Source organism: Lacticaseibacillus parakribbianus (genome assembly GCF_025490915.1).
In the GTDB taxonomy this organism is placed as follows: Bacteria; Bacillota; Bacilli; order Lactobacillales; family Lactobacillaceae; genus Lacticaseibacillus; species Lacticaseibacillus parakribbianus.
On the sequence record NZ_JANQBA010000003.1, the window covers coordinates 134192 to 160586 of the forward strand.

At 65.1% G+C, this 26395-nt stretch carries 12 protein-coding genes; 1 reads left to right on the forward strand and 11 read right to left on the reverse strand.

The annotated features are described in order from the left end of the window. Window positions 1-301 precede the first annotated feature (301 nt). The 9 genes from NUH19_RS04085 to NUH19_RS04125 form a co-directional block, all read right to left on the reverse strand. Window positions 302-1612, reverse strand: a complete 1311-nt coding sequence (locus NUH19_RS04085) for an NCS2 family permease (RefSeq protein WP_262315279.1) — start codon at window positions 1610-1612, stop codon at window positions 302-304. Window positions 1613-1807: 195 nt separating this feature from the next. Further along, window positions 1808-3238 carry a pyruvate kinase gene (gene pyk / locus NUH19_RS04090; protein ID WP_262315280.1) on the reverse strand — a complete coding sequence of 477 codons (1431 nt, stop codon included), beginning with the start codon at window positions 3236-3238 and terminating at the stop codon, window positions 1808-1810. Window positions 3239-3339: 101 nt separating this feature from the next. Next, on the reverse strand, window positions 3340-4848 hold the full coding sequence (locus NUH19_RS04095) for a helix-turn-helix domain-containing protein (protein ID WP_262315281.1): 1509 nt from the start codon (window positions 4846-4848) through the stop codon (window positions 3340-3342). A gap of 499 nt (window positions 4849-5347) precedes the next feature. After that, a complete protein-coding gene (locus NUH19_RS04100; protein WP_262315282.1) occupies window positions 5348-6229 on the reverse strand; it encodes a WxL domain-containing protein in 882 nt (293 codons plus the stop codon). Between the two features lie 108 nt (window positions 6230-6337). Beyond that, on the reverse strand, window positions 6338-6493 hold the full coding sequence (locus tag NUH19_RS04105; RefSeq protein WP_262315283.1) for a hypothetical protein: 156 nt from the start codon (window positions 6491-6493) through the stop codon (window positions 6338-6340). Between the two features lie 83 nt (window positions 6494-6576). After that, entirely contained in the window at window positions 6577-7641 is a 1065-nt protein-coding gene (locus NUH19_RS04110) for a WxL protein peptidoglycan domain-containing protein (RefSeq protein WP_262315284.1), read from the reverse strand. Window positions 7642-7718: 77 nt separating this feature from the next. Continuing rightward, window positions 7719-8774 carry a DUF916 domain-containing protein gene (locus NUH19_RS04115; protein WP_262315285.1) on the reverse strand — a complete coding sequence of 352 codons (1056 nt, stop codon included), beginning with the start codon at window positions 8772-8774 and terminating at the stop codon, window positions 7719-7721. A 14-nt stretch (window positions 8775-8788) separates the two neighbouring features. Next, complete coding sequence (locus NUH19_RS04120) at window positions 8789-13408, reverse strand: SpaA isopeptide-forming pilin-related protein (RefSeq protein ID WP_262315286.1); 4620 nt, start codon at window positions 13406-13408, stop codon at window positions 8789-8791. A gap of 335 nt (window positions 13409-13743) precedes the next feature. After that, window positions 13744-14646: a hypothetical protein gene (locus NUH19_RS04125; protein WP_262315287.1), complete on the reverse strand. Its 903-nt coding sequence runs from the start codon at window positions 14644-14646 to the stop codon at window positions 13744-13746. A gap of 161 nt (window positions 14647-14807) precedes the next feature. Here NUH19_RS04125 and NUH19_RS04130 point away from each other — a divergent pair, with 161 nt between their 5' ends. Continuing rightward, window positions 14808-15770, forward strand: a complete 963-nt coding sequence (locus NUH19_RS04130) for a Gfo/Idh/MocA family protein (protein ID WP_262315288.1) — start codon at window positions 14808-14810, stop codon at window positions 15768-15770. A 303-nt stretch (window positions 15771-16073) separates the two neighbouring features. Here NUH19_RS04130 and NUH19_RS04135 read toward each other — a convergent pair whose 3' ends face one another. Next, a complete protein-coding gene (locus NUH19_RS04135) occupies window positions 16074-20138 on the reverse strand; it encodes a leucine-rich repeat domain-containing protein (RefSeq protein ID WP_262315289.1) in 4065 nt (1354 codons plus the stop codon). After that, complete coding sequence (locus tag NUH19_RS04140) at window positions 20125-26112, reverse strand: S8 family serine peptidase (protein WP_262315290.1); 5988 nt, start codon at window positions 26110-26112, stop codon at window positions 20125-20127. The genes NUH19_RS04135 and NUH19_RS04140 overlap by 14 nt, the downstream gene beginning before the upstream one ends. Window positions 26113-26395 lie beyond the last annotated feature (283 nt).

The following is a 26395-nucleotide window of genomic DNA, read 5'->3' on the forward strand; positions in this document are numbered from 1 at the left end:
TGGTGGGCAAGCGCGTTGCCAGCGCTACGCTAATCGGTTCGCTAAATTCGCTCGGCTCCACGCTCTAAACGCGTTCCCCGAGGCATCGCCGGAGCGGCTAGCTAAGGCCAGACACTGAGCCACGGCCCGGCTCAATGTCCAGCCTTGCGCTACCCGTCCGGCTAAACGCCTTGCTCCGCCCTCTAAACGCGTTCCCCCAGGCAACGCGGGAGCGGCTAGCTACGCACCAGCGCCGGGGCATAACCCGCCCCAACGCTGGTGCTAGGCTACCCGTCCCGCTAAACCCGCCTCGGGTCACGCTCTACATATTCAATATCCACATGAACCCGATGAAGACGAAGAACAGGCCGTACATGATCGGCGAGACCTCCTTGCCGCGCTTGGCCGCGATCATCGTGATCGGGTAGAAGATGAACCCAAGCGCGATGCCGTCGGAGATGCTGTAAGTCAACGGCATCCCGAGCAGGATTAGGAAGGACGGAATCGCGACCTCCAGCTGGCTCCAGTTGATCTGACGCAGGGACTGCGCCATCAAGACGCCGACGATGATCAAGGCCGGGGCGGTGACCTGCGTCGTCACGACGGCCAAAAGCGGCGAGAAGAACAGGCCGAGCAGGAAGAAGGCCCCGGTGACCACGGCGGTCAAGCCGCTGCGGCCGCCGACCGCGATGCCGGCGGAGCTTTCCACGAAGGCGCCGACCGGGCTGGTGCCCAGAAGCGACCCGGCGAGCATGGCGGTGGAGTCGGAGGCCAACGCCTTGCCGACCCGCGGCATCTTGTTGTCCTTCATGAAGCCGGCCTGGTTGGCCAGGCCAACCAGGGTGCCGGCGGTGTCAAAGAAGGTGACGAGCAGGAAGGTCAAGACGACCACCACCAGCTGCAGCGAATTGATGTCGCCGACGTGTTTGACGGCCACCAGGAAGGTCGGGGCCAAGGACGGCGCCCCGGACACGATGGCGCTTGGGGCGTGAATCAGGCCGGTGGCCAGGCCGAGAATCGTGGTCAGGACCATGCCGATGAAAATGCCCCCCGGCACCTTTTTGACCATCAAAACGGCGGTGACGATCAGGCCGAACACGGTCAGCCACGTGGTGCCGACGCTCAGCGACCCCAGGCCGACCAAGGTCGACTTGTTGGCGACGATCAGGCCGCCGTCACTGAGCCCGAGAAAGGCGATGAACAGCCCGATGCCGCCGGAAATCGCGTACTTCAGGTCGGCGGGAATCGCGTCGATAATCATCTCCCGCAGCTTGAAAATCGTGATGACGATGAAGATCAAGGCGGCGACGAACACGCCGGCCAGCGCGGTTTCCCACGGAATCTTCATGCCGATGCAGACCGAGTAGGCGAAAAAGGCGTTGATGCCCAGCGCCGGGGCGGTGGCGATCGGGTACTTCGCCAGGATCCCCATCAGCATGCACCCAAGGGCCGAGGCCAGGGCGGTCGCGGTGAACACCGCGCCTTTATCCATCCCCGAAGCGCCCAGTACGGATGGATTGACGAACAGAATGTAGGCCATCGAGATGAACGTGGTGAACCCCGCCAGGATTTCCCGGCGAACGGTCGTGTTGAGCTCCCGAATCTCGAAGTAGGCCAGCAGCTTCTCTTTCATGTGTGAATTGCCTCCAAAACACGAACTATATTTTTACAACGCAGTCTTTATCTTATAATATTTCGAACGTTGTGTAAAGATGAACGTGTGGCCGGCGATTTTTCCGAAGATTGTTCGGGCCTTGAGCAAGCAAAAACCCCGCCACCGCGGATGCGGCAGCGAGGTTTTCAGTGCAGTCGTGCAAGCGCCAGGAACTTAGTCGGCGATGCGACGGACCATAACATTGTTGGTGGAACCTGGTTCGTACAAGGGCAAGCCGGCCACGATGACCACCACGTCACCCTTCGCCAGCTGACCGTCGGCAACCAGTTTCTCTTCCGCCTGGGCAACCAGGGCTTCGAATTCGGCACCCTTGTCGACCACCAGCGGGGTCACGTTCCAAGACACCAGCAGGCTGGAGGCGGTGCGTTCGTCGTAGGTCACGGCCAGGATCGGGGCTTCCGGCTTCAGACGGGAAATCTGACGCGCGGTGTAGCCGCTGGCGGTCAAGGCGATGATGGCCTTGGCGGAGACGCGTTCTGCGGCGGTCACGGCGGCGATCGCGGTCGTCGTGGTGATGGAGCCGGAGGTCTTCAGTTCTTCAAGAACCGGGGAGTGCTTCGGCAGCATCTTGTCGGCGCGTTCGTCGATCACGGCCATGGTGTGGACGGATTCGACCGGGTAGTCCCCGTTGGCGGATTCGCCGGACAGCATGGTGGCATCGGTGCCCTGCAAAACGGCGAAGGCCACGTCGGTCACTTCGGCACGGGTCGGGCGTGGGTTCTCCTGCATGGAGTCCAGCATCTGCGTCGCGGTGATCACCGGCTTGCCGGCGAGGTTGCACTTGTGAATCAGCATCTGCTCAACAGCAGGCACTTCTTCGTAAGGAATCTCGATGCCCATGTCGCCACGGGCCACCATGATGCCGTCGGACATCTCAAGGATGGCGTCGGAGTTGTCGATGCCTTCCTGGGATTCGATCTTTGGGATCACGAGGACGTCTTCGCCACCGACTTCGGCCAGCACGTCGCGAATTTCTTGAACGTCGGAAGTCTTGCGAACGAAGGATGCGGCGATGAAGTTGATGCCTTGCTTGACGCCGAAGCGGATGTCGTCTTTATCCTTGTCGGTGATGCCCTTCAGCTGCAGGGAAACGCCTGGGGAGTTGACACCCTTCTTGGAGCCCAGGATGGCTGGGTTTTGCACTTCGAGGATCAAGGCGCGGTTGGCCTCATCCTTTTCGATGATGACGGTGTCGAGCAGGCCATCGTCGAACAGCACGTGGTGACCGACGTTGACGTCGTCGTACAGGCCGCCGTATGTAATGTCAACGGCACCCTTTTTGCTCAAAGCCCCGGTGTTCATGGTCAGGGTAATCTTGTCGCCCTTCTCGTAGCTCACCTTGCCGCCGTCGGTCGTGGCCGTCGTGCGGATCTCGGCGCCCTTGGTGTCGAGCATCAGGCCGACCTTCACGCCGGTTTCCTTCATGGCCTGCTTGACCAGGTTCATGCGGCCGAGCTGCTCTTCGTGGTCACCATGAGAGAAGTTGAAGCGGAAAATGTTAGCCCCGGCGCCGATCAGCGCCTTAATCGTCTTCAGGTCGTTGGACGCAGGGCCCAGGGTGGAGACGATCTTCGTCTTACGCATAAGTGTATTCCTCCATAATGTTGACAGTCGATGCGCATTTCGCATCACCTCTCAATTTTAAAGATTTTTGGCAGCATTTTCAATAAGTTCTGTGAATCCCCTCATTTGGCCTGGGCCGCCGCGAGCTTGGCGGTGTAAAGGGTGTGCAGCGCGGCGTAGAGCTCGCCGAACACGTCGCTGGTCGCCACGCTCGGCCAGGTGAAAACCGGCGGCATGTCGGCGCTGGCCGGCGGCAGCGGCACGGCGGTGGCCGCCACGATCAAGTCGGCGGTGGCGTATTGGTCGCGAACCACCGTGACGAACGGCACCTGGGTCAAAAAGCCGACCAGCTCGACGTAGCCCAAAGTGAGTGGCTCCAGCATCAGCGCCACCTGCACCCGCCGCCGCGGCTGCACCTGGCGGCGGTAGCGGCTCAACAAGGCGGCGAAGGCCGCGGTCAGCGCCTGCTGGTTGAGGCCGGGCAAGGGGGTGTCGTACAGCGCGGCCGCCAGGGTCTGGCGAACCAGCGCCGCGGTGTCGGCATCGGTCGCGGCGTCTTGCTGCGGCGCCAGGTGCCTGGCCAAAATGCCGGACAGGTCGCGGCCGAAGACCACCACGCCCATGGCGGTCGCCAGCAGGTCGAGCCGCAGCGCATCCTGGCGAGCCGCCGGCAGCTGCGCCTGATCCAGCACCGGCGGCGGCAGCAACGTCCAGAACCGCTCGACCACCGCAAACAGGCGGCCGCCGTAGCGCTCGCCGGTCGCCAGCGCCTTGGCCACCGCGGCCGCATCGGTGGCAAAGGCGCCGCTGAGCATGGCAAAAAGCTGGTACAGGGCCGCGCTTTCGGCGAACTGCGCCGCCTGCTGGGCCGGGGCCCAAGCCGCCAGCCGCCCCTCGAACAGGTTGGGCACCGGGTAGCTCAAGGCGCTGGGCACGGCCTCGAGCCCCTGGCGCTGGCCCAGGCGCGTCAGGCTGATGGTCAGCAGGTAGGCGAACAGCTCGCGCAGCACCGGATTGCCCAGGCCCAGCCCAAAGGCGCCGCACACCCCGGTCACCTGACCCAGCGCCGCCTCGCGGTTCAAGGCGGTCAGCGGCCACCACCGCCCCTTGGTGGCCAACCACAGGCCGCAGGTGAGAAACAGGCGCTGGGCCAGCTCGCTGCCGCGCAGGGCCATTTTCTCGTAAACCACCCGCACCCCGAGCTCGCCGGCCAACGCGCGAAGCGGCCGCAGGTAGCGCAGGCAGGTGGCGCGTGACACGCCGACGCCGGCCAAGAAGTGGTCAAAATCGCCCGGTTCCTGGTCCAACAGCGCCACCAAGAAGCGGTAAGGAACGCTCGACTGCACCAAGTGAGCCCGCAACACCCCGGGGGCGACGTCGTACAGGTGCCGGCGACCTCGGGCCAACGCCGCGAGGTCCTGATTCAGGTGGGTGAACACGTAGTACAAGGTCCCGTAGTTGCGGTTCATCAAAGTCGCGATGCGGCGCAGGTTGACCTCGCCGACCGCGGGTTGCGCGTTGTGCAGCCGGGCTGTGACTGGCACCGCCGCCTGGCTGTCGCGCTGGATTGCCCCAAGCAGGGCCAGCTTGTCTCGGGCGCTTTTCTTCAGGAACAGGTCGTCTTCCACCATCGCCATCTCCTCCGTCTTTCTTCACCCAGCTTACCGGCCCGGCCGAGGCTTCGGCCCAAACGGCGCATATTCGCGCCATTTTTCAAAATTCAGCGTCGAATTCGCCTCCGGAAGCCAGCAACGCGGCCAACCGGCGCCTTCTCAGGCGCTTTTTCCTCAGGATGTTCAAGCCAATTGACGTAGCTCGGGTCGAACACTGGGCCAAGCCCGGGCCCAATGCCCAACCCGCCGCTACCCGTCCGGCTAACCCCGCTCGGCTGCGCTTTGGACTCGTCGAGCTACGCCGAGCTACGCCGGCGCGGCTAGCTCGGGTCGAACACTGGGCCAAGCCCGGGCCCAATGCTCAACCCGCCGCTACCCGTCCGGCTAACCCCGCTCGGCTGCGCTCTGGACACAAAAAAAACGGCTTCCCCAAGCCGTTTTTCGTGGAACAGGCGCCGTACCTCAGGCGACGCCGGAACGCTCACACACGCACTTCACTCGATGGAAAAGTCAGCCATTAGTTAATCCCGGTTGCCAAGGTCCAGGTCAACGTCGTCTCGTAGATCGCGTTTTCTGCCGTGAAGGTGCTTGGCAGCGTCAGCTTGATGTCGGACTTGTCCCAGCCAAAGACGTTCGCGCCGGTCCCTTCGCCGTCAGCGGCGGCGGCGACCTGAACGGCTGTGGAATTGGTGTTCACGTTGACGTTGAAGTCCTTGGTGATGGCCGATACGTCGGTTTCCGTAGCGGCGGCCGGCGTGTAGCCGTCATCTTGGGACTCGGCGGTCAGGTCGTAGACGGCGGTGGTGCGACCGTATGCGGTGTTGGCAAAAGACAGCAGCGCGTCGGTGGTGCTACCGGCGGCCTCGCCGAGTTCGTTGACCTTTTGCAGTGGGCCATCCGCCTTCACGGACAGCTGCCAGGTCCCGTTGCTGTTGGTGTTTGGCGCGGTGGCGTCGGTGCGGGAGTCTTGCTTATCGACAACCGTGACCCAGGCCTTGCCGTTGACGTCTTGGAGCTTTTGGTCCTGAGTGTTCAGGATGGCGGTCATGTTGGTGTCGCCGGACTTGTAGTTCGGGTAGCGGTTGTTGGTGTCGTTGTAGCTGTTTTTGCCATCCGCCGTGAAGGTCGGGTAGCTGGTGTTGAAGGTTTCGTGGTTACCAAAGTCCAGAATTTCTGGGACCTTCTGGAGCCGCAGGTAGCCGGTGTTGCCGTTCGGGTTCGGCTCGCCAAAGGAGATGCCGGCCGTGGTCTGGTCGGTTTGTGGCAGCGCGATGCCATTGTTGGCGGTGGCGTTGCCTTCCTGGGTGGCGGCGTTGGTCGCAACCGGGGCAACCAGCGCAAGGGTCCCTAATACCGTTGCACTCGCCAAGGCGAGCGACGCAATTTTGGTCAGTTTCATAAGTGATCTTCCTCCATATTCGTGATGTGCAAAATCAAAGCTAATTTTTATCCCCCGCTGAGGCTTGCGCGGCATAAACAAGGTGGGTCAAAACGAACACTGGTCAGGCTAATTCAGGGTGTAAGACACCCATGAGTTCAATTCCTGATACGTCTTCACGGTTTTGTACAGGCTGAAGCCGAACGCCAGGGTCATCACGACCGTCAGCCCGACCACGGTCCAACAAACCCGCTTGAAACCGAAGCGATTGATCAAGAATTTCATGCCACTCCTCCTTTTGGGTGCAAAGTTCGGCTAGGCACGGCCGGCTCGGCGCTGAACCGCAGTTCAGTGCTGAGCCAGCCGGCCTAACGCGCTTGCCGACGCCACCAGTGCAGCAGCCCGACCGTCCCGAGAATCAGCGCCACCGCCACCAGCGCCAGCGTCAAGGTCAGCGCCTGGGCCTTCAGGTAGGCGGTGCGGGTGGTCCAGGAGACGCGGCCATCGGCCAACACCCGCAGGTAGCGCCGCTGTTGCTGCCGCCCGGCCGAGCCGCTCAGGTGCAGGGTCAGGGCATAGACCCCCTGCGGCAGCCTGCGACCGCCCAGGGCCAGCGTGTAGGCGAAGGCGCTTTGCGGGGCGACCTTCATCCCCCGCGTCACTTGGCTCAGCGGCACGGTCAGGCGGTTGGCCGCCGTCAGCGTCGCCTTGACGCTCAGGCGCCGGATGAACTGCGGCCGCCAGTTAACCAGCTGCAGCCGCAGGTGCCGCGGCGTCTGGGTGACCGGCGACCCCACGGTGAGGTGCAGGCCGGCCGCAAGCGGTCGCCCGGTCAAAAGCCAGCCGATGCGGTAGCGAACGCGGCTGGCCACCGCGCCGGGGCCGGCAGCCGCCGGACCGGTGAGCTGAATCGCCATCGCCTTGGTGCCGGCAAAAAGCGTCCGCTGCGCCGGCACGGTGAACACCACCTGGCGGGTCTCATGCGCCGCCAGCCGAACGGTTCGCGGGTAGCGGACCAGCCGGCTGCCCGGCTTGGTCAACAGCGCATCGCGCTTTGCGGCCGGCACGTAGGCGACCACCCCTTGCGGCCCGGTCACCGCGTCCAACAGCGCCACGTGGATCACCTGCGGCGTTTTGGCGGTGTTGGCCAGCATGACCGCCACCCGCCGCTCGGTGGCGGTGCGAAGCCGCAGGTCGAAGTAGCCGGCGCTTGCGGGAACGCGGTTGTCCGTCGGCATCACCGGCCGCACCATGAAGCTGGCGGCTTGGACCGGCGCGGCGCGAAGTCCGACTACGGCCAGCGCCACCGCCGCGAGGCCGACCGCCACCCGTGCGGCCAGCGATTGCCGCCTGCTTGGGGTCGAACGGCGCGGCCGCCTGCCCAGGGCGATGCGACACCGCGTCTCATCCGTGACCGCACGGCACGGCCACATGCGCGTGACCGCACGGCACGGTACCATACGCGTGGCGAGGCGGCGCCACCCCGTGCCCGTGGCCGGGCGGCGCGGCATCATGCGCGTGGCCGCACCGCCAGCATCCAGATCAGGCTGCCGAGTGCGACCAGCCACAAGGCCCCGGTGGCGTAGGCGACCGGCACCCACTTGTTCTTGGGCTTTTGGGCCGCCTTCGCGTTGATTGCCGCCGCCTTTTTGGCCGCGACGCGAAACTGCCGGTTGAAGTTCAATGTCATCGGGAAGCGATTGCCGTAGTTTTGGCCCTTGATGGTGACCGCGACCTTGTAGGTGCCGGGCTTCATCGTGTTGTAGTTCCAGGAAATCGGAATTTTCAGGGTGGAGCTTGGCGCGATCATCACCCCGGTTTTGCTGTAGACGCGCGTGATGTCGCGGCTGCCGACCAGGGAGACCTTGGCGAGGATGCTCACCTGCCGCATCGCCATGGCGGCGGTGTTTTGGATGTTGATGCCCATCGCCGGGTGGCGGTTGGCCAAGAACGGCTCGGTGTTCTGGTAGCGCAGCTTCGGGAAGGTCTGGCGAAAGTCGGTGCCGCGCAGCAACACCCCGACGGAGTAAGCGTACTTGGCGCCGACCGCGTTACGCGACTTGGCCTTGTTGGCGATGGCCTCGCTGAAGTGCCAGTCGCCGTAGATCATGCCGGCGTAGGGCTTTTGGGGCATGGTGATGGTCACCGACAGCGTCTTGGCTCGCCTGGGACCCAGCGTCACGGTGGCTTGGCCGCGCGGCTGCTTGGCCAGCGTCGTGAATGGGTGCTTCAGGCTGACGTCGGGCTTGGCCGCCTCGCTTGCAAAAACGATGCCGCCGCCGGTTTGGGTCACCGCGTTGCCCAACCCGCTTTTGACCTTGATCGTCTTGTTGGTGAAGTTTTGAATCCGCAACTGAAGCGTCTGGGTCTGCCCCGGCGCCAGCTTCAGGTCGTAAAAGTTCTCCGCCATGTTGACCTGGGCCTCCGGCAGCACCGGCTGCACCTCGTAATCGTTGGTCCCCGCGCCGCTGGCGGCGTTGACCTTGGTGGTGTTGGCGGTGGCCCAGGCGGCCCAGGCGCCAAGCAGCGCAACCGCCGCGATGGCTAATCTGTGTTTCAATCCCATCGGTCCTTTCCTTTCTATGGTAGGCTCGAGGCCGTCCAGGTCACCGTGGTGCGGTAATGCCCCAGGTGACGCGCGGTGGTGGCCGGCACGTGCAGGCCGACGCTTTGACCGCCGCTGGTCGCGTCGCCGAAGTTCAGGCGCCACGCCCGGGTGGTCGGCGCTGTGGTCGCGGTGGCCGCGGCCTCAGGCGTCAGCTGGGCCTGCACAATGGTTTGCGGTGCGGTGGTCGGCGTCAGCGTGAACGCGGCGGTTGTGGTGAAGGTGTAGGCGCTACTGCCGCCGCCTTCGCTGCCGGCGGCCTGAACGTTCAGGTTCTTGAACCACAGCTTCGCGTCCGTCAGCTCGTGGTCGCCGTTTTGAAACTGGCCGTCCTCTTGAACGCTGACGGCCCAGCCGGCCACGCCGGTGCGGTCGATCACGCTGATCCCGAAGGGCAGCGGCTGCCCGGTGGTCGCCGAGTGCGTCCCCAGCTGGTAGTTCGCGTCCGTCTGATCCGGGGCGAAGGTCCCAAATTCGATGGTCGGATCCGGGTTGAGCTCGAAGAACGGCAGGTCAAAGACATAAGTCAACGTCTGGGCGGTCGCGGCGAAGCGCGGATCCGGCGGGTTGGCGGCGTCGTATGGGTCAAGCGCCGTGGCCAAAGTCGGATCCATGGTCGACCCCCACAGCGTCAGCCCGGAATGTTGCCCGGGCAGGTTCGCGCCGGTGGCGGCCGAACTTAGCGGCGCGTCGATGGGGCCGCTGAACGTCTGGGTTCGCATGACCGCCCCGGTGGCGCGGTCCAGGTCCTGCACGGTGATGGTGCCGGTCTTGGGCTCTGCCTGGTCGGCGAAAAGCAAGCGGCCATCGGCACCCAGCTGGAGCACCCCGTCGCTTGAGGCGGTGGCCCAGACCGAGTCGCCGGCCAGGCGAACCGCCGTCACGCCTTGGGTGGCCGACCACTGCAGCTCGTAGTCGGCGGCGTTGAGCAGGTAATCCCGCGGCGCCGTCTGCTCGCGAAGCGTCAGGATGCGGTCACCGCTGCCGCTGACCGTGCTACCGGCCAGCCCGTCGGCATCGGTGGCCGGCAGGGTCACCGCCGCCTGAGCGGCCGTCGCGTTGCCCAGCGTGAAGATGGCACCGGGCAAAACCTTAGTGGCATCCTCCGCGGCGGTTTTTTGGACCGTCACGGTCAACTGACTGTCGCGGAAGGTCAGGGTGTGATCGGCGTTGACGCTGACCACGCCGTCGCTTGAGGTGGTCCCCCAGCGACCATCGGTGCCGCTGACCAAAACGGCCCCGGCGCTGCTGGACCACTGCACCAAGTAGCTATTCGGGTTCAACGCGTAGCCGCTCGGGGCGGTGACTTCGGTCAACACCATGGTGCGGCTGAGGTCGCCGGTGACGGTGGTGCTGGTCAACCCGTCGGCCCCGGTCGCCGCGGTGGTCACGGCCGGGCTCATGGTGTCGGCCGTCGTGTTGGTGACGCTGAAGGTCGCCCCGGCCAGGGATGCCGCCGCCGCGGCGCTGGCCCCGGACTCAAGGTCACCGGCGGCGGCTGAGGTCGCAATCGTGCCGGCTGCCGCCGTTGCTTTCGCGGCAGCGGTCGCCGCCGCCGGGCCCGTCAAGGTCGCGGCCAGCCCGGTTGCGCCGGTCAAGGAGGCGACCGGGCCCGTTGCCCCAGTCAAGGATACGGCCGGGCCCTTTACGGTCGCCGGCATCGCGGTTCTCGCCAGTGCGGCCGTGCTTCTCGCCGGCCCGGTCTGGCCCGTCGTGCCATCGCCGATCGGCAGCGACGGGTTGGCCGGGTGCAGGATCGGGTACTTGGTGACCTGCGGATCCGCCGCAATTTTGTGAATCGTCAGCGCCAGCCGGCGGTCGCGAAAGACCAAGACGTGCGACTCGACGCTCACCACGCCGTCTTGCGTGGTGTCGGCCCAGGCGCTTTCGCCGGCCTGGCGAACCGCGGTGACCCCGGTCGCCTGCGACCATTGCACCTCGTAGGCGGTCGCGTTGGCCGCGTAGCCCGTCGGCGCCGTCGCCTCGCTCAGCGTCAGGATGCGATCGCCGCTGCCGGTGACCGCGACGCGGGTCACCCCGTCTGCGGTGGTCGCCGCCGTCTGCGTGGAAGCGGCGGTGTCATCGGTGTTGCCGACGGTGAAGGTGGCCCCGGCCAGGGTTTGGCTGGCGTCGGTCACAGCCACCTTGCGAATCGTCACGGCCAGCTTGCGGTCGCGAACCACCAGCACCTGGTTTTTGACGCTCACCGCGCCGTCGGCAACGGTGGTGCCCCAGCTGCCGCCGGCCTCGCGAACCTGGGTGGCGCCGGAAGCGGCCGACCACTGCACCTCGTAGCTGGTCGGATTGGCCGCATAGCCCTCCGGCGCCTTGGTCTCGCTGACGGTCAGCGTCCGGGTGCCGCTGCCGGTAGCCGCGACGCTGGTCAGGCCGGCGTCATCCGTCGCCGGCGTGGTGACGGCCGCAGTCGCGTTCGTCGTCGTGTCGGCCACGCTGAAGGTGGCCCCGGCCAGCGGCTTGGTGTCGTCTTCGGCCGCGACTTTTTGAATCTTCAGTCCCGGCTGGCTGTCGCGGAAAACCAGCGTCCGGTTAGCGATGCTCAAAGCGCCGTCGCTGGAGACACTGCCCCAGTCGGCGTCACCGGCCAGCCGCACCCCGGCGGCCCCGAGGACCGCCGACCACTGCACCTCGTAGGTGTTGGGGTTGAGCGCGTAACCGCTCGGCGCCGTGGTTTCCTTCAGGCTCAGGGTTCGCAGACCGCTGGCCGTGATCGGCACGTTGGCCAGGCCGGCCGCATCCGTCGCCGGCAGGCTCAGCGCCTGGGGGCTGGTCGCGTCGGTGACGTCGCTCACGGCAAACTTGGCGCCGGCCAGCCCCAGCGTCTCATCGGTCGCCGCCACCTTTTGGAGCTTCAGGGCCTCGGTCGGCGCGATGATGTCGCCGGTCGGCGTGAAGGTCCAGGTGTCGTTGATCAGGTAGTCGCCGTCCTTGATGTCGTACAGGTGCAGCTTGTAGCCGTTCTTGCCGGCACCGGCGCCGACCTGGATCGGCAGGTAAAAACGCAGCTCCCCCTGCGTCGGCATCGCGATGCTCAGCAGGTTGGTGTCCTTGTTGTAGGTGAGCGTCGCCGGAATTGGGTCATCCGCCCCGCCGCGGTAGCTAACCTGGAAGTTCCCGGTCAGCGTCTGAACGCTGCCAGTGGTGGTCAGCTGGGCGTCGGTGAAGGTGTAGGTGTTGTTGTTGTAATCCTTGATTTTTAAGTTGGCGAAGGCGGCCAGGTCGAGGGTCAGCCCTGGCGACAGCTGCAGATGCACGTCGCCGTTGGCACCGCCGATGCCGGCGTAGTAAAACGCCAGGTACAGGCGGCCGCCGACCGCGTAGGCCTCGGGGGCGGTCATGACCGCATCCCCGTACCACCACTCGGCGTCTTCGTTGGCCGGGTCCTTGGTCAGGTAAGTGTCGCTTTCAAGCGTCCCCACCGCCCCACCGACATGGGTCCAGGTCGCGGTGGCAGCCGCCGCCGTGCCGTCGGCCAGGGTCGGCAAAATGCTGTAGGTGGCCGGTGGGTTGGCCACCGAATTGATGGCCAGCGGCACGTAGCCCTGGTAATCACCGCTTTGGTTCACGGTGACGGTCAAGATTTGCTGGCCGCTGCGGTCCGTCGTCAGCTTGACGCTGGCGCCGGTGCGGTTGGTCAGCGTCGTGCCATCCGCCGACAGGCTCACGCTGCCGGCACCGTAGTAGTCCTGCCACCGCGTGGCCAGAAACGTCAGATCCAGCTTGAACTTGCCCAGCTTGAGGGTGACCGGTTGGCTGGGGTCGGTGGTGTTGATCAGGGTGAAGGCCAGCGAGGTTTCGTTGTCCCCGTAGATGGTCTGCCCCCCTTGGTCGATGGCGAACTTGGTCGCGGCGGTCGGCGCAGGCGCTGGTGCCGGGGCCCGGTTGGGTGCCTGCACCTGCCGCAGGGCCGGTTGGGTCACGGCCGCGACGGCGGCTTGGCTGGCCGGCGTCACCGCGGCGGCCGCATCGCTGGTCAAAATCAGCGCGTTGCCGGCCACCTGGCTGCTGGCAAGCACCGGCGTCAGGGTCACGCGGCGGGTCGCCGCGGTGACGGCAAAATCGCCGCTTACCGCCGCCGGCGCAGTGGCCGCGGCCACTGCGGCGGTGCTGGCCGTCGCCGCATCAGCGCCAGCAGCGTCAGCAGCGTCAGCAGTGGCCGTGTTGTCCGGGGCCGTCGCCGCCACCCGGCTCAGCGTGACCACGGTGCGGTCGCGTTCGTCGGTGGTGACGGCCAGCTGCCGGTCGGCTGCCGTGATCGTCTGGGTCTTGGCATCGGCGGTGCCGGTGCCGGGCCACAGGCGCTTGGTGGCCGCCCAGTCCAGCGTCACGCCGGCCGGCAGGGTCACCTGGGCCGCATCCGCGGGGCTGAGCCGGTTGGTCAACGTCAGCGCCTTGGGCTGCCCCGCGGTGAAGCGGTCGCCACCAGTTTTGGCGGTCAGCGTCAGGCGGTCGGCGGTGGTTTCGCCAACCGCGGGTCGCGCCCAGATGCCGCTGACGGGAATCAGGGTTCCCACCACAATTAAGGCGAGGCCGAGCAGCCGCAGCGTTTTGATTCCAATCGTGTTTAGCCTAGACATGCCAACGGCCTCCTCCTGACAAGTTTTGAGGGACGCAAAAAGGTGAGATCATCGTGTGATGTCCCACAAAAAGTCCCCCGGCTTCATCGCCATTTAATCACGGGCAGTTCACGTGAGCAACCAATTCCCGTTGCGCGACGCCGGGTCGCACCGGCCCGGGCGGCGGGTTTTGAAAATCAGGGGGTTATTCAAATATTTAATTCGATTTTTGCCGCCGGCGCCAACGGGCCGGCGTTGGTCAACGGCCGTTCGCCCAGTGGCCGGCATTCGGCGACCGCTTTTTTGAAAAAGGGTCTTGGAATAGGCGCCGAGGCCCAAGTTTTACACGGGCCGCCTCACGGACGCCCGAACCAGGCGTCAAGCGCCGCCACCTGCCGCCGGACCTCGTCTGCGTTGTCCGGCGTTGCCGCGGCGGCCACCACGGTTTGCACGGCCGCCACCGGCGCCAGCGCCGCGGCCTCGCCGGTGCGGTGATACGCCGCGTAGGCATTGTAGACCTGCCGCATCAGGGCCGGAAAGACGTAGCGTTCGGACATCGGCATCGCGTTGAACTGGTCCAACAGCTGCGCGAAGGCCGCGGCGTCTTGGGCCGCGATCACCGTCGCGAAGCTTTGCTGCAGCAGCTCCTGCTGGGCGGGGATGCTGGTGCTGCCCTGGCCCAGCCACGTGTTGTTTTGCACCGTGTAGAGGTAGCGCGTCACCATCCGCAACAGCGTCTTGATGTCTAGAATCTGCAGGATGTTGTGCAAAAGCGCGACGTCGTTGGCGAACCAGGTGTCCATCGCGTCGAGGTAGGCGACAAGCTCGGCCAGGGCCGCGTTGGGTTGGGCGATGTCCTTGCCGTTTTCCAGGTAAATCGCCAGGGCGTCGGCGACCAGGCCGCTCAGCCGCTCGTTGGGGTAGCCGTACTTGGCAAACAGCTCCCGGCACAGCGCCGCCGCCTGGTGCAGCGGTGCGGGGTCTTGCGCCACCCAGCCGGCGTTGAGCAGGCCGTTGACTTTGGCGGTCAGCTTGCCGGCGTCGCGGCCGTTGAGCCCGTTGTAAAGCATCGCCCATTCCGGCAGCGAGATGTTCAGGCGCTTGGTCAACTCGTACAGGTTGGTCGACGCGGTGTCGATGCCGCCGTCCTCAAACCGCGCGTAGTTGGACCGCGACATCAGACCGGTGTACATCCACTTGGCCGGGTAGCCGCGCTTTTGGCGAATCTGCCGCACGGCCGGGCCGATTTTGATTTCCATGTGCTCCCCTCCATTCGCCCTAAGGTTACGGGGCGAATGAAGGCTTGTCAATCGCCATCGCTTGGCTCACGCGCCGCAACCGCGGCCGAACGCCGCCAACTTGGCACCGCTATCAAAACGGGTATAATGGAATTCAGATTCTTGCAAAGAAGGTAATCTCAATGACTGAACTCAATTGGGGCATCATCGGGCTGGGCAGCATCGCGCGGCAGTTCGTCACCACCGCCAAGGCCAACGTCTTGGGCGTCGCCACCGGCCACGATCCGGCCCGGGCCCGGGCCTTCGCCGCCGAGTATGGCATCCCCCACGCCTACGCCGGCCTCGCCGCGATGTGCGACGACCCGGCGATCGACGCCATCTACGTCGCCAACACCCACAACTTCCACTACCCGAACATCAAGACGGCGCTGACCGCCGGCAAGCACGTGCTGGCGGAAAAAGCGATCACGCTCAATGCGGCGCAGCTGGGCGAGCTGGTCGCCCTAGCCGCCTCCCGCCACCTGATTTTGATGGAGGCCCAAACCACCTACCACCTGCCGCTGTACCCGGCGCTGGCCGCCTTTCGCAAGGCCCATCACGTCGGCCGGCTCAAGGCCATCCAGGCCTCGATCGGCGAGCGGGTGCCGGTCGACTTGCACGGCCGCTTCTACGACCCCAAGCTGGCCGGCGGGGCGCTTTTGGACATGGGCGTCTACCCGCTGAGCCTGATTCGCGCCTTGATGACCGCCACCCCGCAGCTCACCGCGTCGCAGGTGGAGATGAGCGACACCGGTGTCGACTTGGACGAGTCGTTCCTGCTGAACAACGCCAACCGCGAGCAAGCCAGCTTTCACGCGACGCTGCTGGCGCGGCTGCCCAACCGCGCGATTGCGACCTACGAGAACGGCTACTTCCTGTTCGATAACGCCAACCGCACGGACTCGGCAACCTACTACCCGCTGGCCGGCGAGCCCGAAGTGATTCAGGCCGGCGACGCCAAGCTGGCCATGGCCTACGAGGTCCAAGACATGCAACAGGCCGTCGCCACCGGCGAGAACCCGACCTTGGCCTGGACGGTCGACACGATGGCGATCATGACCGCCGCCCGGAAGGCCTGGGGGATGCGCTACCCAGCCGAGGACTGAGCCCGGACCGGGTGGCCGTCACGGCGGCGGCGACTAGAGCCTCGGCCCGGTCGCATTCACGGCAAGCCAAGGCCCGAGCCCGACCGGTTCGCCGTCACGGCGGCGGCGACTAGAGCCTCGGCCCGGTCGCATTCACGGCAAGCCAAGGCCCGAGCCCGACCGGTTCGCAGTCACGGCAGCGGCGACTAGAGCCTCGGCCCGGTCACAATTCACGGCAACAAAAAAACGGCGGTGGTCTGCGCAAAGCGCAGGTCACTGCCGTTTTAGTTTAGGGGTAAGCTTGAGAATCGTGAAGCAGGTGGATCAGCGACGCTGCTTGCGCTTGAGGCCGAAGAAGCCCATCAGTGCGAGCATGGCGGCACCCAGTGCGGCGATGCCGGTTTGGATCATCGTGCCGGTTTGCGGCAGGTCGCCCGATTGCTTGGCAGCCTGATCGTTCTTGGCGGTGGTCGACGTGCCGGTTGCGGCAGTTGCGGCCGCCTTGCCGGTATCGTCGCCGGTTGCGGTGGTCGTAGCCGCCTTGCCGGTCTTCGCGGTGTCGTCAGTCGCGGTGGCCTGACCGTCGCCGGTCGCGGTCGCGTCGCCGTTGCCGGTGCTGTCACCGGTTGCGGTCGCATCACCGTTGCCGGTGGTGTCGCCGGTTGCGGTCGCGTCGCCGTTGTCGGTGGTGTCACCGGCCGCGGTCGTGTCACCGTCGCCGGTCTTGCCGGCGGCCGCGGCCAGGGCCGCCTTCTTCGCGTCACTGACCTTGGCGCCAAGCGCCTTCAGGTTGGTGACCTGGGCGTAGGCAGCCTGGTAAGCCGTGGCGTAAGCGGCGGATTGGCCGCTCAGGTCGGCTTGCGCCTTGCCGGTGGCCGCGTCGGCGAAGCCGGCGGTGCGGCCGGCCTTGGCGTCGGCCGCCTTGGTTGCGGCGTTAGCAGCGGCTGCGGCCTTGGCCTTCACCGCGGCGGCCTTCAGGTACTGACCGAAGTCGTAGGCCTTTTTGGCCAGCGCGTAAGCGCCGGTGTAGGCGGCCTGGTAGGCGGCACTTTGCGCCGTCACGTCGGCCGCGGCCACGCCCTTGGCGCCGTCTGCGAAGCCGGCCTTTTGACCGGCGGTGGCCTCTTCGGCGGCCGTGGTCGCCGTCACGTCCGGATCTGCGGTGGTCGCCGCGTCGACCAAGTCGTAGCCGGCGGCGTAACCGGCCTGGTAGCCGGCGCTTTGGGCCGTCACGTCGGCCTTGGCGCCGTTTTCGGCGTCCTGGAAGCCGGCGAGTTCACCGGCGGCAAAATCGGCCTGGTAGGTCGCCAGCGCCTCCGCGTAGGCGGCCTCGTAGCCGTCGCGGTAAGCCTGCGACTGGTCGGTGTTGTCGGCCGGATCCGCGGCCGCCGCACCATCCTTGGTGCCGGCGGCGGCCCCGGCCGCCTTTTGGTCGGCCAACGCATCCGCGTCGGCCTGAACCCCTGCCTGGTAACCGGCCTCGTAGCCGGCCACGTAAGCCGCGGTTTCACCGTCAGCGGTGCCGGCCGGTTCACCGGCGGCGTAATCCGCCGCCCCGGCGGCCTGGCCCAGCGCAAAGTCTGAGTCGTAGGCCGCCTTAGCCTTGGCGTAAGCCGCGGCGTAGGCCGTCTGGTAAGCCTGAGACTGCGCGGTCACATCCGCACTCGCTTCACCGGCTGCCCCGGCCGCCTGACCGGCGGCTTCGCCGGCCGCGGCGTCGTCAAGCGCCTGACGGGCAGCGGCGAAGCTCCCCGTCTTCTTCTCGGCGGCGTAGGCCGCGTCGTAAGCCTCGCGGTAGGCCAGGCTCTTGGTGCCCGGGTTGGACGCATACGCGCCGGCCTTGGCGTCGGCGGTGCCGGCTGCGGTACCGGCCGCGGCGTCCGCTACGGCCACGTAGCTTTGAACGTACAGGTAGGCGTAGGCAGTGTTTTCAGGCAGCGTCTGCGCCTTCCCGGCCTCGGCGTCGGCCTTGCCGGCCGCCGCTGCGGCCTCAGCATCCTTGGCGGCGCTTGCGTACATGCTGGTGTAGATCGCGGCCTTGTCGCCGACGTCGCTGCTGCGATCGCCGAGCCCCAGCGCCAAGTCGGCCTGAAGCACCTGGCTGACCTTGCTTGGATCCAGGCTGCCGGCGGCCTTGGCGGTGGCGACGTAGGCGTCGCGCATCCCCAGCCAGTAGGCGTGGGTCTTGGTTGCGTCCTTAAAAATCACGTTGCGCAGCTGCTCGCCGGCGCCTACCAGCGCCTCACCGGCTTTTTGGCCGGCCTCGTACTCGGCGGTGTAGGCCGCCTTCCCGTCATCGAAGCCCGTGTTGAAGGTGCGAATGTAGGCATCGGCCTTTGCGGCCAGGGCCCGGGCCCCGTCGCCGCTGTAGCCATCGGCAAAGCCGTCGTTGTAGCCGCTTTGCTCAACGTAATCCTTCTCGGTCGCCTTGCGCAGCACGGCGTAAAGCGCCGTGTCGGTGGTCGGTAGGTAATGGTTGATGTCCACGACCTTGCCGTAGCCGTCCTCCCAGTGATCCAGGACGTAGCCGTTGTCGGCCACGACGCCTGGCACCAGGCTGGCCGTCAGCTGCTCATCGGCCGGGATGGTCTGACTCACCGGCTGATCCTTGCCGGTCGCGCCGGCCAGCTGGCCGTGGTACGTGCCGTCTGCATCCGCCGCCACGTAGAAGTTCAAGGCGAGGTCATGCGCCTCGGCCTCCGTCAGCGTGAGGGTCGTCTCGAGGTTCAGGAAAAACGCGATGTTCGGGGTCAGCCCCGGCATGTGCAGCGCCATGTACTGGTAGGTCAGCGTGGTCGGGACCCCGCTGCCTTGGTACTCCGCCACGCCGCGATCGTCGAGCACCCAGTTGTTGTCACTGATGCGGTAGTATGACGAGTCGCTGTTGCCGGTCAAGGCGGCCAGATCTACGTACCAGTGGCCGTTGACTTGGTACATGCCGGCGTCGACGGTTTGACCGTAACCGGTCAACTCCGGCCCGGCGCCGCCCTTGATCGCCGTGGCCAGCGCCAAGGACGAGTTGACGTCGTAGTGGGTCAGGTGGTTGTTATCGGTTGCGACCACCATCAGCTTCGGTGAGTGGCTGAAGTCGACGCTGGTCAGCTGGTTGTCGTTGAGCGTCGCCACCTGCAGCTCCGGGTCGTTGCTCAGGTTGATTGTGGTCAGCTGGTTACCGTCCAAGTCAACCTCGGCCAGCTCGGGCCGGTTGGACAGGTCCCAGTCGCCGCTCAACTGGTTGTTGGAGGCGTTCAGAATCACCAGGTTCGGCGCGTTCAGCTCCAGCTCGCTCAGCTGGTTGTCGAACACATCCAGCTCCATCAGCTTGGTCAGCTTGCCGGTCGCCAGCTCGCTCAGCTGGTTTTCGGCGACGTCCAATAGCTGCAGGTTGGTCAAGTCCGCCACGTCCAGGCTGCTAATCTGGTTCTTGCGTAGATCCAGCTGCTTCAGGTTCTGCTGACCGGACAAATCCAGCGCCTTGAGCTGCCCGTCGGAGACCCGCAGCGTGGTCAGCTTGCCGCTGTCGCTCAGCTTGAGGTCGCTGGTGTTGGTTTCCATCAAGGTCAGGCTCGCAAGGTTCGGCGCGGCAGACAAGTCGAGCTTGCCGTCGTTGCCGAGCGTCACGTCGCTGAGGTACAGAGACGTCAGGTCGTGCAGGGCCGCGTAATCGAGGCTGGTCAGGTGCGAAATGTTGGTCAGCCCGAGAACCTGCAGCTTGTTGGTGGCCGGCAGCACAAGCTGCTTGAGCCACTGGTTGTCGACCGACCGGGTGCCGCCGTCTTCTTCCGTGATCTGGGTGCCGCCGGACAGCGACAGCGTCTCAAGATCCGGCACCGCGGACAGGTCCAGGGTGTCGGTCCGAGTGTTGGTTTGGTTAATCACCTTGAGGGCGGTCAGGCCGTTGTCCTTCAGGGCACTCAGGAGTGGGGCCTGGTCGTAGTTAATGACCAAGGCGACCACCGAGGTGGCCGGCTGAAGGCCCTTCAGCGAGTCCAGCGGCATCCCGCTGACGTCCACGGTGTCCAGCTTGGTGAACACCTCCAGGCCGGTCAGGTCGTGAACATTGCCCTCCAAGGCGTAACTCGCGTGTTGCAGCGTCTGCCACTGCAGCATCGTCGGCGTCAGCGACTTGCCGTCCCAGTTGGCCGTTTCGGCGCTGGGCAGGCTGTCCATCTCGACGGCCGCGTTGGCGCAGCTGATCAGCAAGGCGCGAAGCCCGGCGTCCGGAAAATGGGCCGCGTCGATCGGCACGTTTTGGGTCGCCGGCACCGTCTCGGTGCTGGTATCCGCATGAACAGCGGTGCCCGGCGTGGTGGCGGTCACCGCACCCACGGTTAACGCCCCCAGCACGGCCGCGCTGTAAAGCAGTCGTTTGGAATTACTTTTCTTCATTCTTAGTCCCCCATTTGCGTAGCATCGCCCAGGCGCTGGCCAAGGCCACCGTGAGGCCGACAATGGTCATGCTGAGCAGCAGCTGCTCGCCGGTTTGCGGCAGCAGGCCCCGCAGCCCGGTTTTGCCCGTCGTGGCGGTGCTTGCGGCCTTGCCGGTGGCGCTGTTGCGGCCCCAGCTGGCGGCCTGCTTGCCGGCTTGGTTGCCGGCCTGCATGTTCCAGCCGCTGGCCTGCTTAATCTTGCTGCCGGTCATCGGTTCCGCCTTGCCCCAGTCGGCCGCGGTCTTGCTCGTGCCCTTGTGCGGCTTGGTCGCATCGTCGTCGCTTGGTGCCGTCGTGTCACTGTCGCCCGTCGCCGGGGTCGTGGTGTCGCTTGGTGCCGTCGCATCGCCGTCGCCCGTCGCCGGCGTCGTGGTGTCGCTTGGTGCCGTCGCATCGACGTCGCCCGTCGCCGGCGTCGTGGTGTCGCTTGGTGCCGTCGCGTCGCCGTCGCCCGTCGCCGGGGTCGTGGTGTCGCTTGGTGCCGTCGCGTCGCCGTCGCCCGTCGCCGGGGTCGTGGTGTCGCTTGGTGCCGTCGCGTCGCCGTCGCCCGTCGCCGGGGTCGTGGTGTCACTGTCGGCGGCGGTCGGCAGGGTCACCGTCACGGTTTTGGCCGCGCTGGTGTTGCCGGCGTCGTCTGCGACCCGCACCTCGAAGGTGGTGTCTTCGCTGACCTTCAACGGCTTGTCGTACTGCTGCCAGGTTTTGCCGCCATCGGTGCTGTACTGCAGGTGCGTGATGGCCGCCAGGTCGGCCGACAGCTTGCGATCGTACCCCAGTGTCAGGGTGATGGCCCCGTCTGCGTAATCGCTCAGCGTTGCGGTCGCCTCGGCCGTGGTCGTCCGAACAACGTTGGTGACGCTGTAGGTCGTGACCGCGGATTCGTTGCCGTACTTGTCGACGGCCTTGAACTGAACGTCGCCGTTCACGCCCTTGACGACGCCGTTGGTGTAGTCGGTCCAGGTCTTGCCGTCGTCCAGGCTGAAGCGAATCTGCTCGCCCTTGGCCTGCGTGGCGGTGACCAGCACCGGCTTGTTGCCAAGCTCAGTGCTTGAGGCCTTGGCAACCGGTGCAGCCGGCGCCTCAGTCGCGTGGTGAATCAGGATGGTTTTGCGCGTCGCGTTGCCCATGTTATCGTACAGGGTCAGCCGCACGGTGCGTTCCGCCTGGCCACTCAGGTCGATGTCTTGACTGAACTGGTAATCCTTGTTGTCGCTGAACTGGGCCAAAACGGTGCCGTCGTAATCGGACCGGTAAGCCTCGTCCGAGTCGATGTACAGCTGGTAGCCGGTCAGGTCATCGCCTGCGGTGCCGGCCAGAGTCCAGGTGTCCTTGTTGGTCCAGACCTCCAGATCGACGTCGTCTTTTTGGGAAACCTGCCAGGTGTCCTCATCCGCCATGGTGATCGTCGGGAACACCGCGTCCATCTCGAAGCCGAAGCTCCCGGTGACGGTTTCGCCGGTAGACTTGTTGAAGTAGGAGTAGCCGACCACGCGGGAATCGGACGGATTCACGTGCAGGTCGTAGCTGAAGCGGCCGTTGCCGTTGCCGTCGTCGGTGATCGTCGGCTGGTTGGCCGGGTCGTCTGGATCCGTGCTGTTGCCGAAGATCCGCAGGTCCTCGATGTAATTGGTGGCGATGCCGCCGGTCACCTTGTAGATGCCGGTGGCGGCGTCGTAACCCTTTTGGGCCGCGCGAGAGGCGGTGAGCAGGGCCACGCCGTTGGCCGTCACGTTATCGAAGGTGATGGTGGCGCCGCCGAGCTGGTGAACCAAAATGGCGTCGGTCGAGCCGGTGATCTTTTCACCGTCGGCGTTCTTCTCGTAGGCCGCCGCGGTGAACAGGTCATCGCCCGGGTAGCCCATGGCCACGCCGGTCAGCTTGGCGAAGCGTTCCTCGTCGGACAGATCGCCGTAGTCCATCTTCGCCATCTCATCGAAGTCCGGCAGCATCGAGAAGGTGCCGCTGAAGGTTCGCTTGGTGTTGTCATACTTCCACTCGATCGTGGCGCTACCGCCTTGAGACGAGAGGATGGCCGGGAAGAAGGACCCGGCCACGCCGGCGGTATCACCGTCGCCGTCCAGGTGACCGGTCAGGTGAATGAACTGCTCGGCGTTTTGGATCATGTAAACCGGCATCCCGGAGTACGTGGTCCAGCTGCCGCCGGTCTTGTCGAAGGTGGCCAACGGCAGCACCGTGAAGCCGAAGTTCATCTTCTTGATCACGCGCTGGTTGTTGGCGTCAAGCGCAAAGACCAGCTGGGTGGTGCCGGACAACAGCTTGATGTGCGCCACGAAGTTGCCGTCCTCATCGACCTTGACCGGCTGCCCGTTCAGGTAGAAGTCGCGGTTGAAGTTGCCGTAAAAGGCGTAGGTGCCGGACTTTGCGTCGTAGTATGGCGTCGACGTGCTGGTTTCGATTTCGTCGGCGTAGGCGTTGTACATCACCGGGGTGGCGCCGAGCTCGCTGGCCGAGGCGGCCTTGGCGAAGCTGACCTTGGCCGTGCCTTCGTTGCCGGCGTTATCGTCGAGGTAAAGCGTCAGCTGGTTCTTGCCCGTCTGGCAGTGCTGGGCGAAGTCGCTGGAAAGCGTGATGTCAAAGGACTTGTCCTTCAACAGCGCGGTGGCCTTGCTGTTGCCTTCGACGTAATCCTGGAGCGACACGGTGCTGTCCAGGTGGTAGGTCGAGGCCACGCGCTGGCCGCCGTTCAGGTCAACCTGCAGGGCGGTGAAGTTGCTGACCCCACTGGTTGCGTCGGTCAGGCGACCCGTCAGGTGGTAGCCGTCGGACTGCTTTTCCACCTTGAGGTCCTGGAACTTAGGCGCGACGCTGTCGACCTTCACCGGCAGCTTGATGGTCTCGGAGGTTGAATCCTGGCCGTCGACCGTCGCGTCCAGCCGGTAGTAGTACTGGCCGTCCGGCACCAGCTCGTCTTGCCCGGTGGCGCCGTTGTAAACCGTGCCGTCGAAGGCGGCAAGCGCCGGATCCTTGGTCACCTGGTACCACCACTCGCTGCCGTCATCCGCAACGAAGTGCCGGATGCCGGCGTACTCGGTGTTCAGCTTGCGAATCTGCTTGCCATCGGCGTCTTCAATCGAGGCCACCAGGGTCTTGACGTTGCGGTTGGTCATCACGATGGCCTCGGCGTTGTCCTTGAAGCCGTCCCCGTTCGGCGAAATCGCCGACTTGTTGCGGTCGATGAAGTCGACGTAGCGCGGCAGGTCGCTTTCGTCTTCGGTGGCGTTGGCCAAAGAGCTGTAGTCATCCGAGCTCAGGTCAAGCCCCAAGACGTTGTTGTTGGTGTCTTGCAGGAAGTTGTAGCCGAACTTGGAGTCGGCATCGCCGCCCAACCCGTCAAAGACGCTGTGGCCGTCGATGTGGCCCCAGTCGCCGTAAAAGGCGAGGTAAGGCATCACGAGGCTCGGCGCGTCTGCGCTTTGGCTGGTGAAGCCGACGAACCCTTCGGCGAACTGGCTGGTGGCAAAATCATCCGGCAGGCTCAAGGTCAGCGTGACGGTGGTCGAAGTGCCCGGGGCCACGGTGATCGCGTTTTGGTCGGCCGTGATGCTGGCACCGTCGATCTTGGTGTCGTAGTTGATGCTTTGGTCGTCCAGCGCCTTGGTGTAAACCCCGTTGTAGTCGTTGAACTGGTAGGTCGCAGCCGACTTGCCGTGGTTGGTCAAGGTGACGTCAAAGCTTTGCTTGCGCGAGTCGATCGACTTCAGCGACGCGGCGCCTTCACCCTTGTAGTCCAGGGTCACCGTGTTTTGGATGGCGGAGGCGATGCGAACCTCGCCGGCGCCTTGCAGGCGTGGCGAGTACGGGGCGCTGTCGTGCTTGGCGTCGGTCATCGGGATGGCGGTGTTTTGAAGCGACAGCTTGACGGCCTTGACCAGGTCAAGCCCGGTCAGGTCGGTGTTGCCCTTCATCGCCTGAAGCACCAAGGCGGCGCTACCGGCGACCATCGGTGTCGCCATCGAGGTCCCGCTCATTTCCTGGTACTGGTTGTCGTTCATCAACGACCAGATGCGGCCGCCCGGTGCCGTCACGTCCGGCTTGGCACTCAAGTCGGTGTTGTAGCCCCAGGTGGAGAAGGTCGACATCGTGTTGGCCGAGGCACTCGCCACGTTGGCCCCCTTGATGGCGCTGAAGGAGAAGGTCCCAGTCGGGTTGGCCTTGGCCGCGGCCAGCACCTTGGCGGCCGCCGGCTGGTTGAAGAACAGCGTCGGAATCGCCGAGCCGTCCGTGATGGTGGCGCGAATGTCGTCATCCGCGTTGTTCAAAATGATGATGCCCACCGCGCCGGCATCCTCGGCGTTTTGCATTTTCTCGGTGAAGTTGTTGATCCCGCGGGATACCACGGCGATCTTGCCGCTCACGTCGACGCCTTCAAAGTCGCTGGCAAAGCCGCGGCCAGGCATACCAGCGGCCACCGGGTCGATGGCGGCACCTTCGGCATCCGTCGTGGTCTTGTCCGGCAAAAGCACCAGCTGGCCGGCCGGGAACACGCCTTGAAGCGCCTTGGTCACGCTATCGCTGCCCTGAATGCTCAGGTCGGCTTCCACGGTCTTGCCATCCACCAGCATATCGGCGGTGGCGCCGTTGTGCGTCGAGTTCTCGCTCGAGGCCACGGTGATCGCGTTGGCCGCGCTGGCCGGCGAGGACATCAGCCCGGTGTCCGGGCTGGTGTCGGTCGACATGTTCTGCGACGCGCCTTGGCCCAGCCAGTCGGCGACCCCGTCGTTGCCGGCGGCGATCACCGGCACCACGCCGGCTTCCGCGGCGCGGTTGACCGCGGCGACCTCGGCGTTGGCCGTGGTCGCGGTGTCATCGGACGAGCCCAAGGACATGTTGATCACGTCGGCGCCGAGCTTGACGGCGTCTTCAATCGCCTGAATCGTCATGTCGGTGGTCGGACCGTCCTGGCCGTCATTGGCAAAAATCTTCAGGTTCAAAAGCTGTGCCTCCGGTGCGACCCCCTGAATGCTGGTCACGCCGTCCGGGTTCTCGCCGTTGGCGCCGATGATGCCGGCCACGTGCATCCCATGGTCGACGCCGTCGTCGGCCACCAGGTCGGTGTCGTTGCCGTTGCCGTAGTTATGCGCAAAAGGCACCTTGGCGCTTTCGTAGGTCCCGTAGCCCATTGTCTTGCTGTACTTGACGGAATCGGCCTTGCTAATTTTGGCCTTGGATTCATCGCTCAGGCGCAGGTCCTTGTGGTTGGCGTCGATCCCGGAATCGATGACCGCGACCACCATCCCCGTGCCATCCACGCCGTAGTTGGCCCAGGCCGTCGACGCCTCGACGGTGTCGTTGGCCGTCGCGTCTTGTTGCGCGACCACGTCGGCGACCTGAACCGCCTTGACGCCCTTGATGGCCTGAATCTTAGCGATGTCTTGAACCTTGGCATCGATGGAAAAACCGTTCAGCAGGTAGCCGAACTCCTGGGCCACCTTGTGCCCGGTCAGCTTTTCGACCTTGCCCTGCACGGTGTCTTGCTTGGCCAACACGCGGTTTTCCGCCTTGTCGGCCTGCTTGAAGGACTGCCGCTCGTTGTCGTTGGCCGCCAAGGCACCGTCGCCCGTCAGCTCAACGATCACCCGGACCGTTTTCTTCTCGGTCGCTTCCAAAGACAGCTTCTTTGGATTGGCCCCCTTGGCCTTCAGCTGCGCGGCAATCCGCGTCAGGCTGGCCTTCTTCAGCACACTGGCCGTTGCCTCATCCGCGGCGTGGAGCTTTTTGGTCGCGGCCTGGGCATCCACCGTCGTAGCCTTTTGCGTTGTCGCCTGAGTCGTCACCTGTGCCGGCGCCGTCTTGGCTGCGGAAACGAGCGCTGGCGCATCAAGCGCCAGGTTCGCCGCACCGCCCAACAGCAGCGTGGAGCACAAAAAGATGCCGGTCAGGCGGTTGAGGGTCGTGCTATTCGTCTTATTCAACCCCTAATCCTCCCTAATCTCGGGTCTGTTGACACAGATCCCGTGTTTTGCGACTGCGAATCAGTCGCGCAATAATTGCGGTTGCGCGAGGCGCCACGGCCCTACCCGTGGCACTTCACCACACAGTTCTGACACACTCACCCACCTTTGGTATGGCTGCATAAGCCGGAAGTATGACCGGATTATACGATGAGAAAGCAATGAGTTAAACCGGGCAAAAATCACGGATAACGCCCCGCGGTTCGAAATAATTGCCATAATCTTCTAATGCAATTGGCTAAGC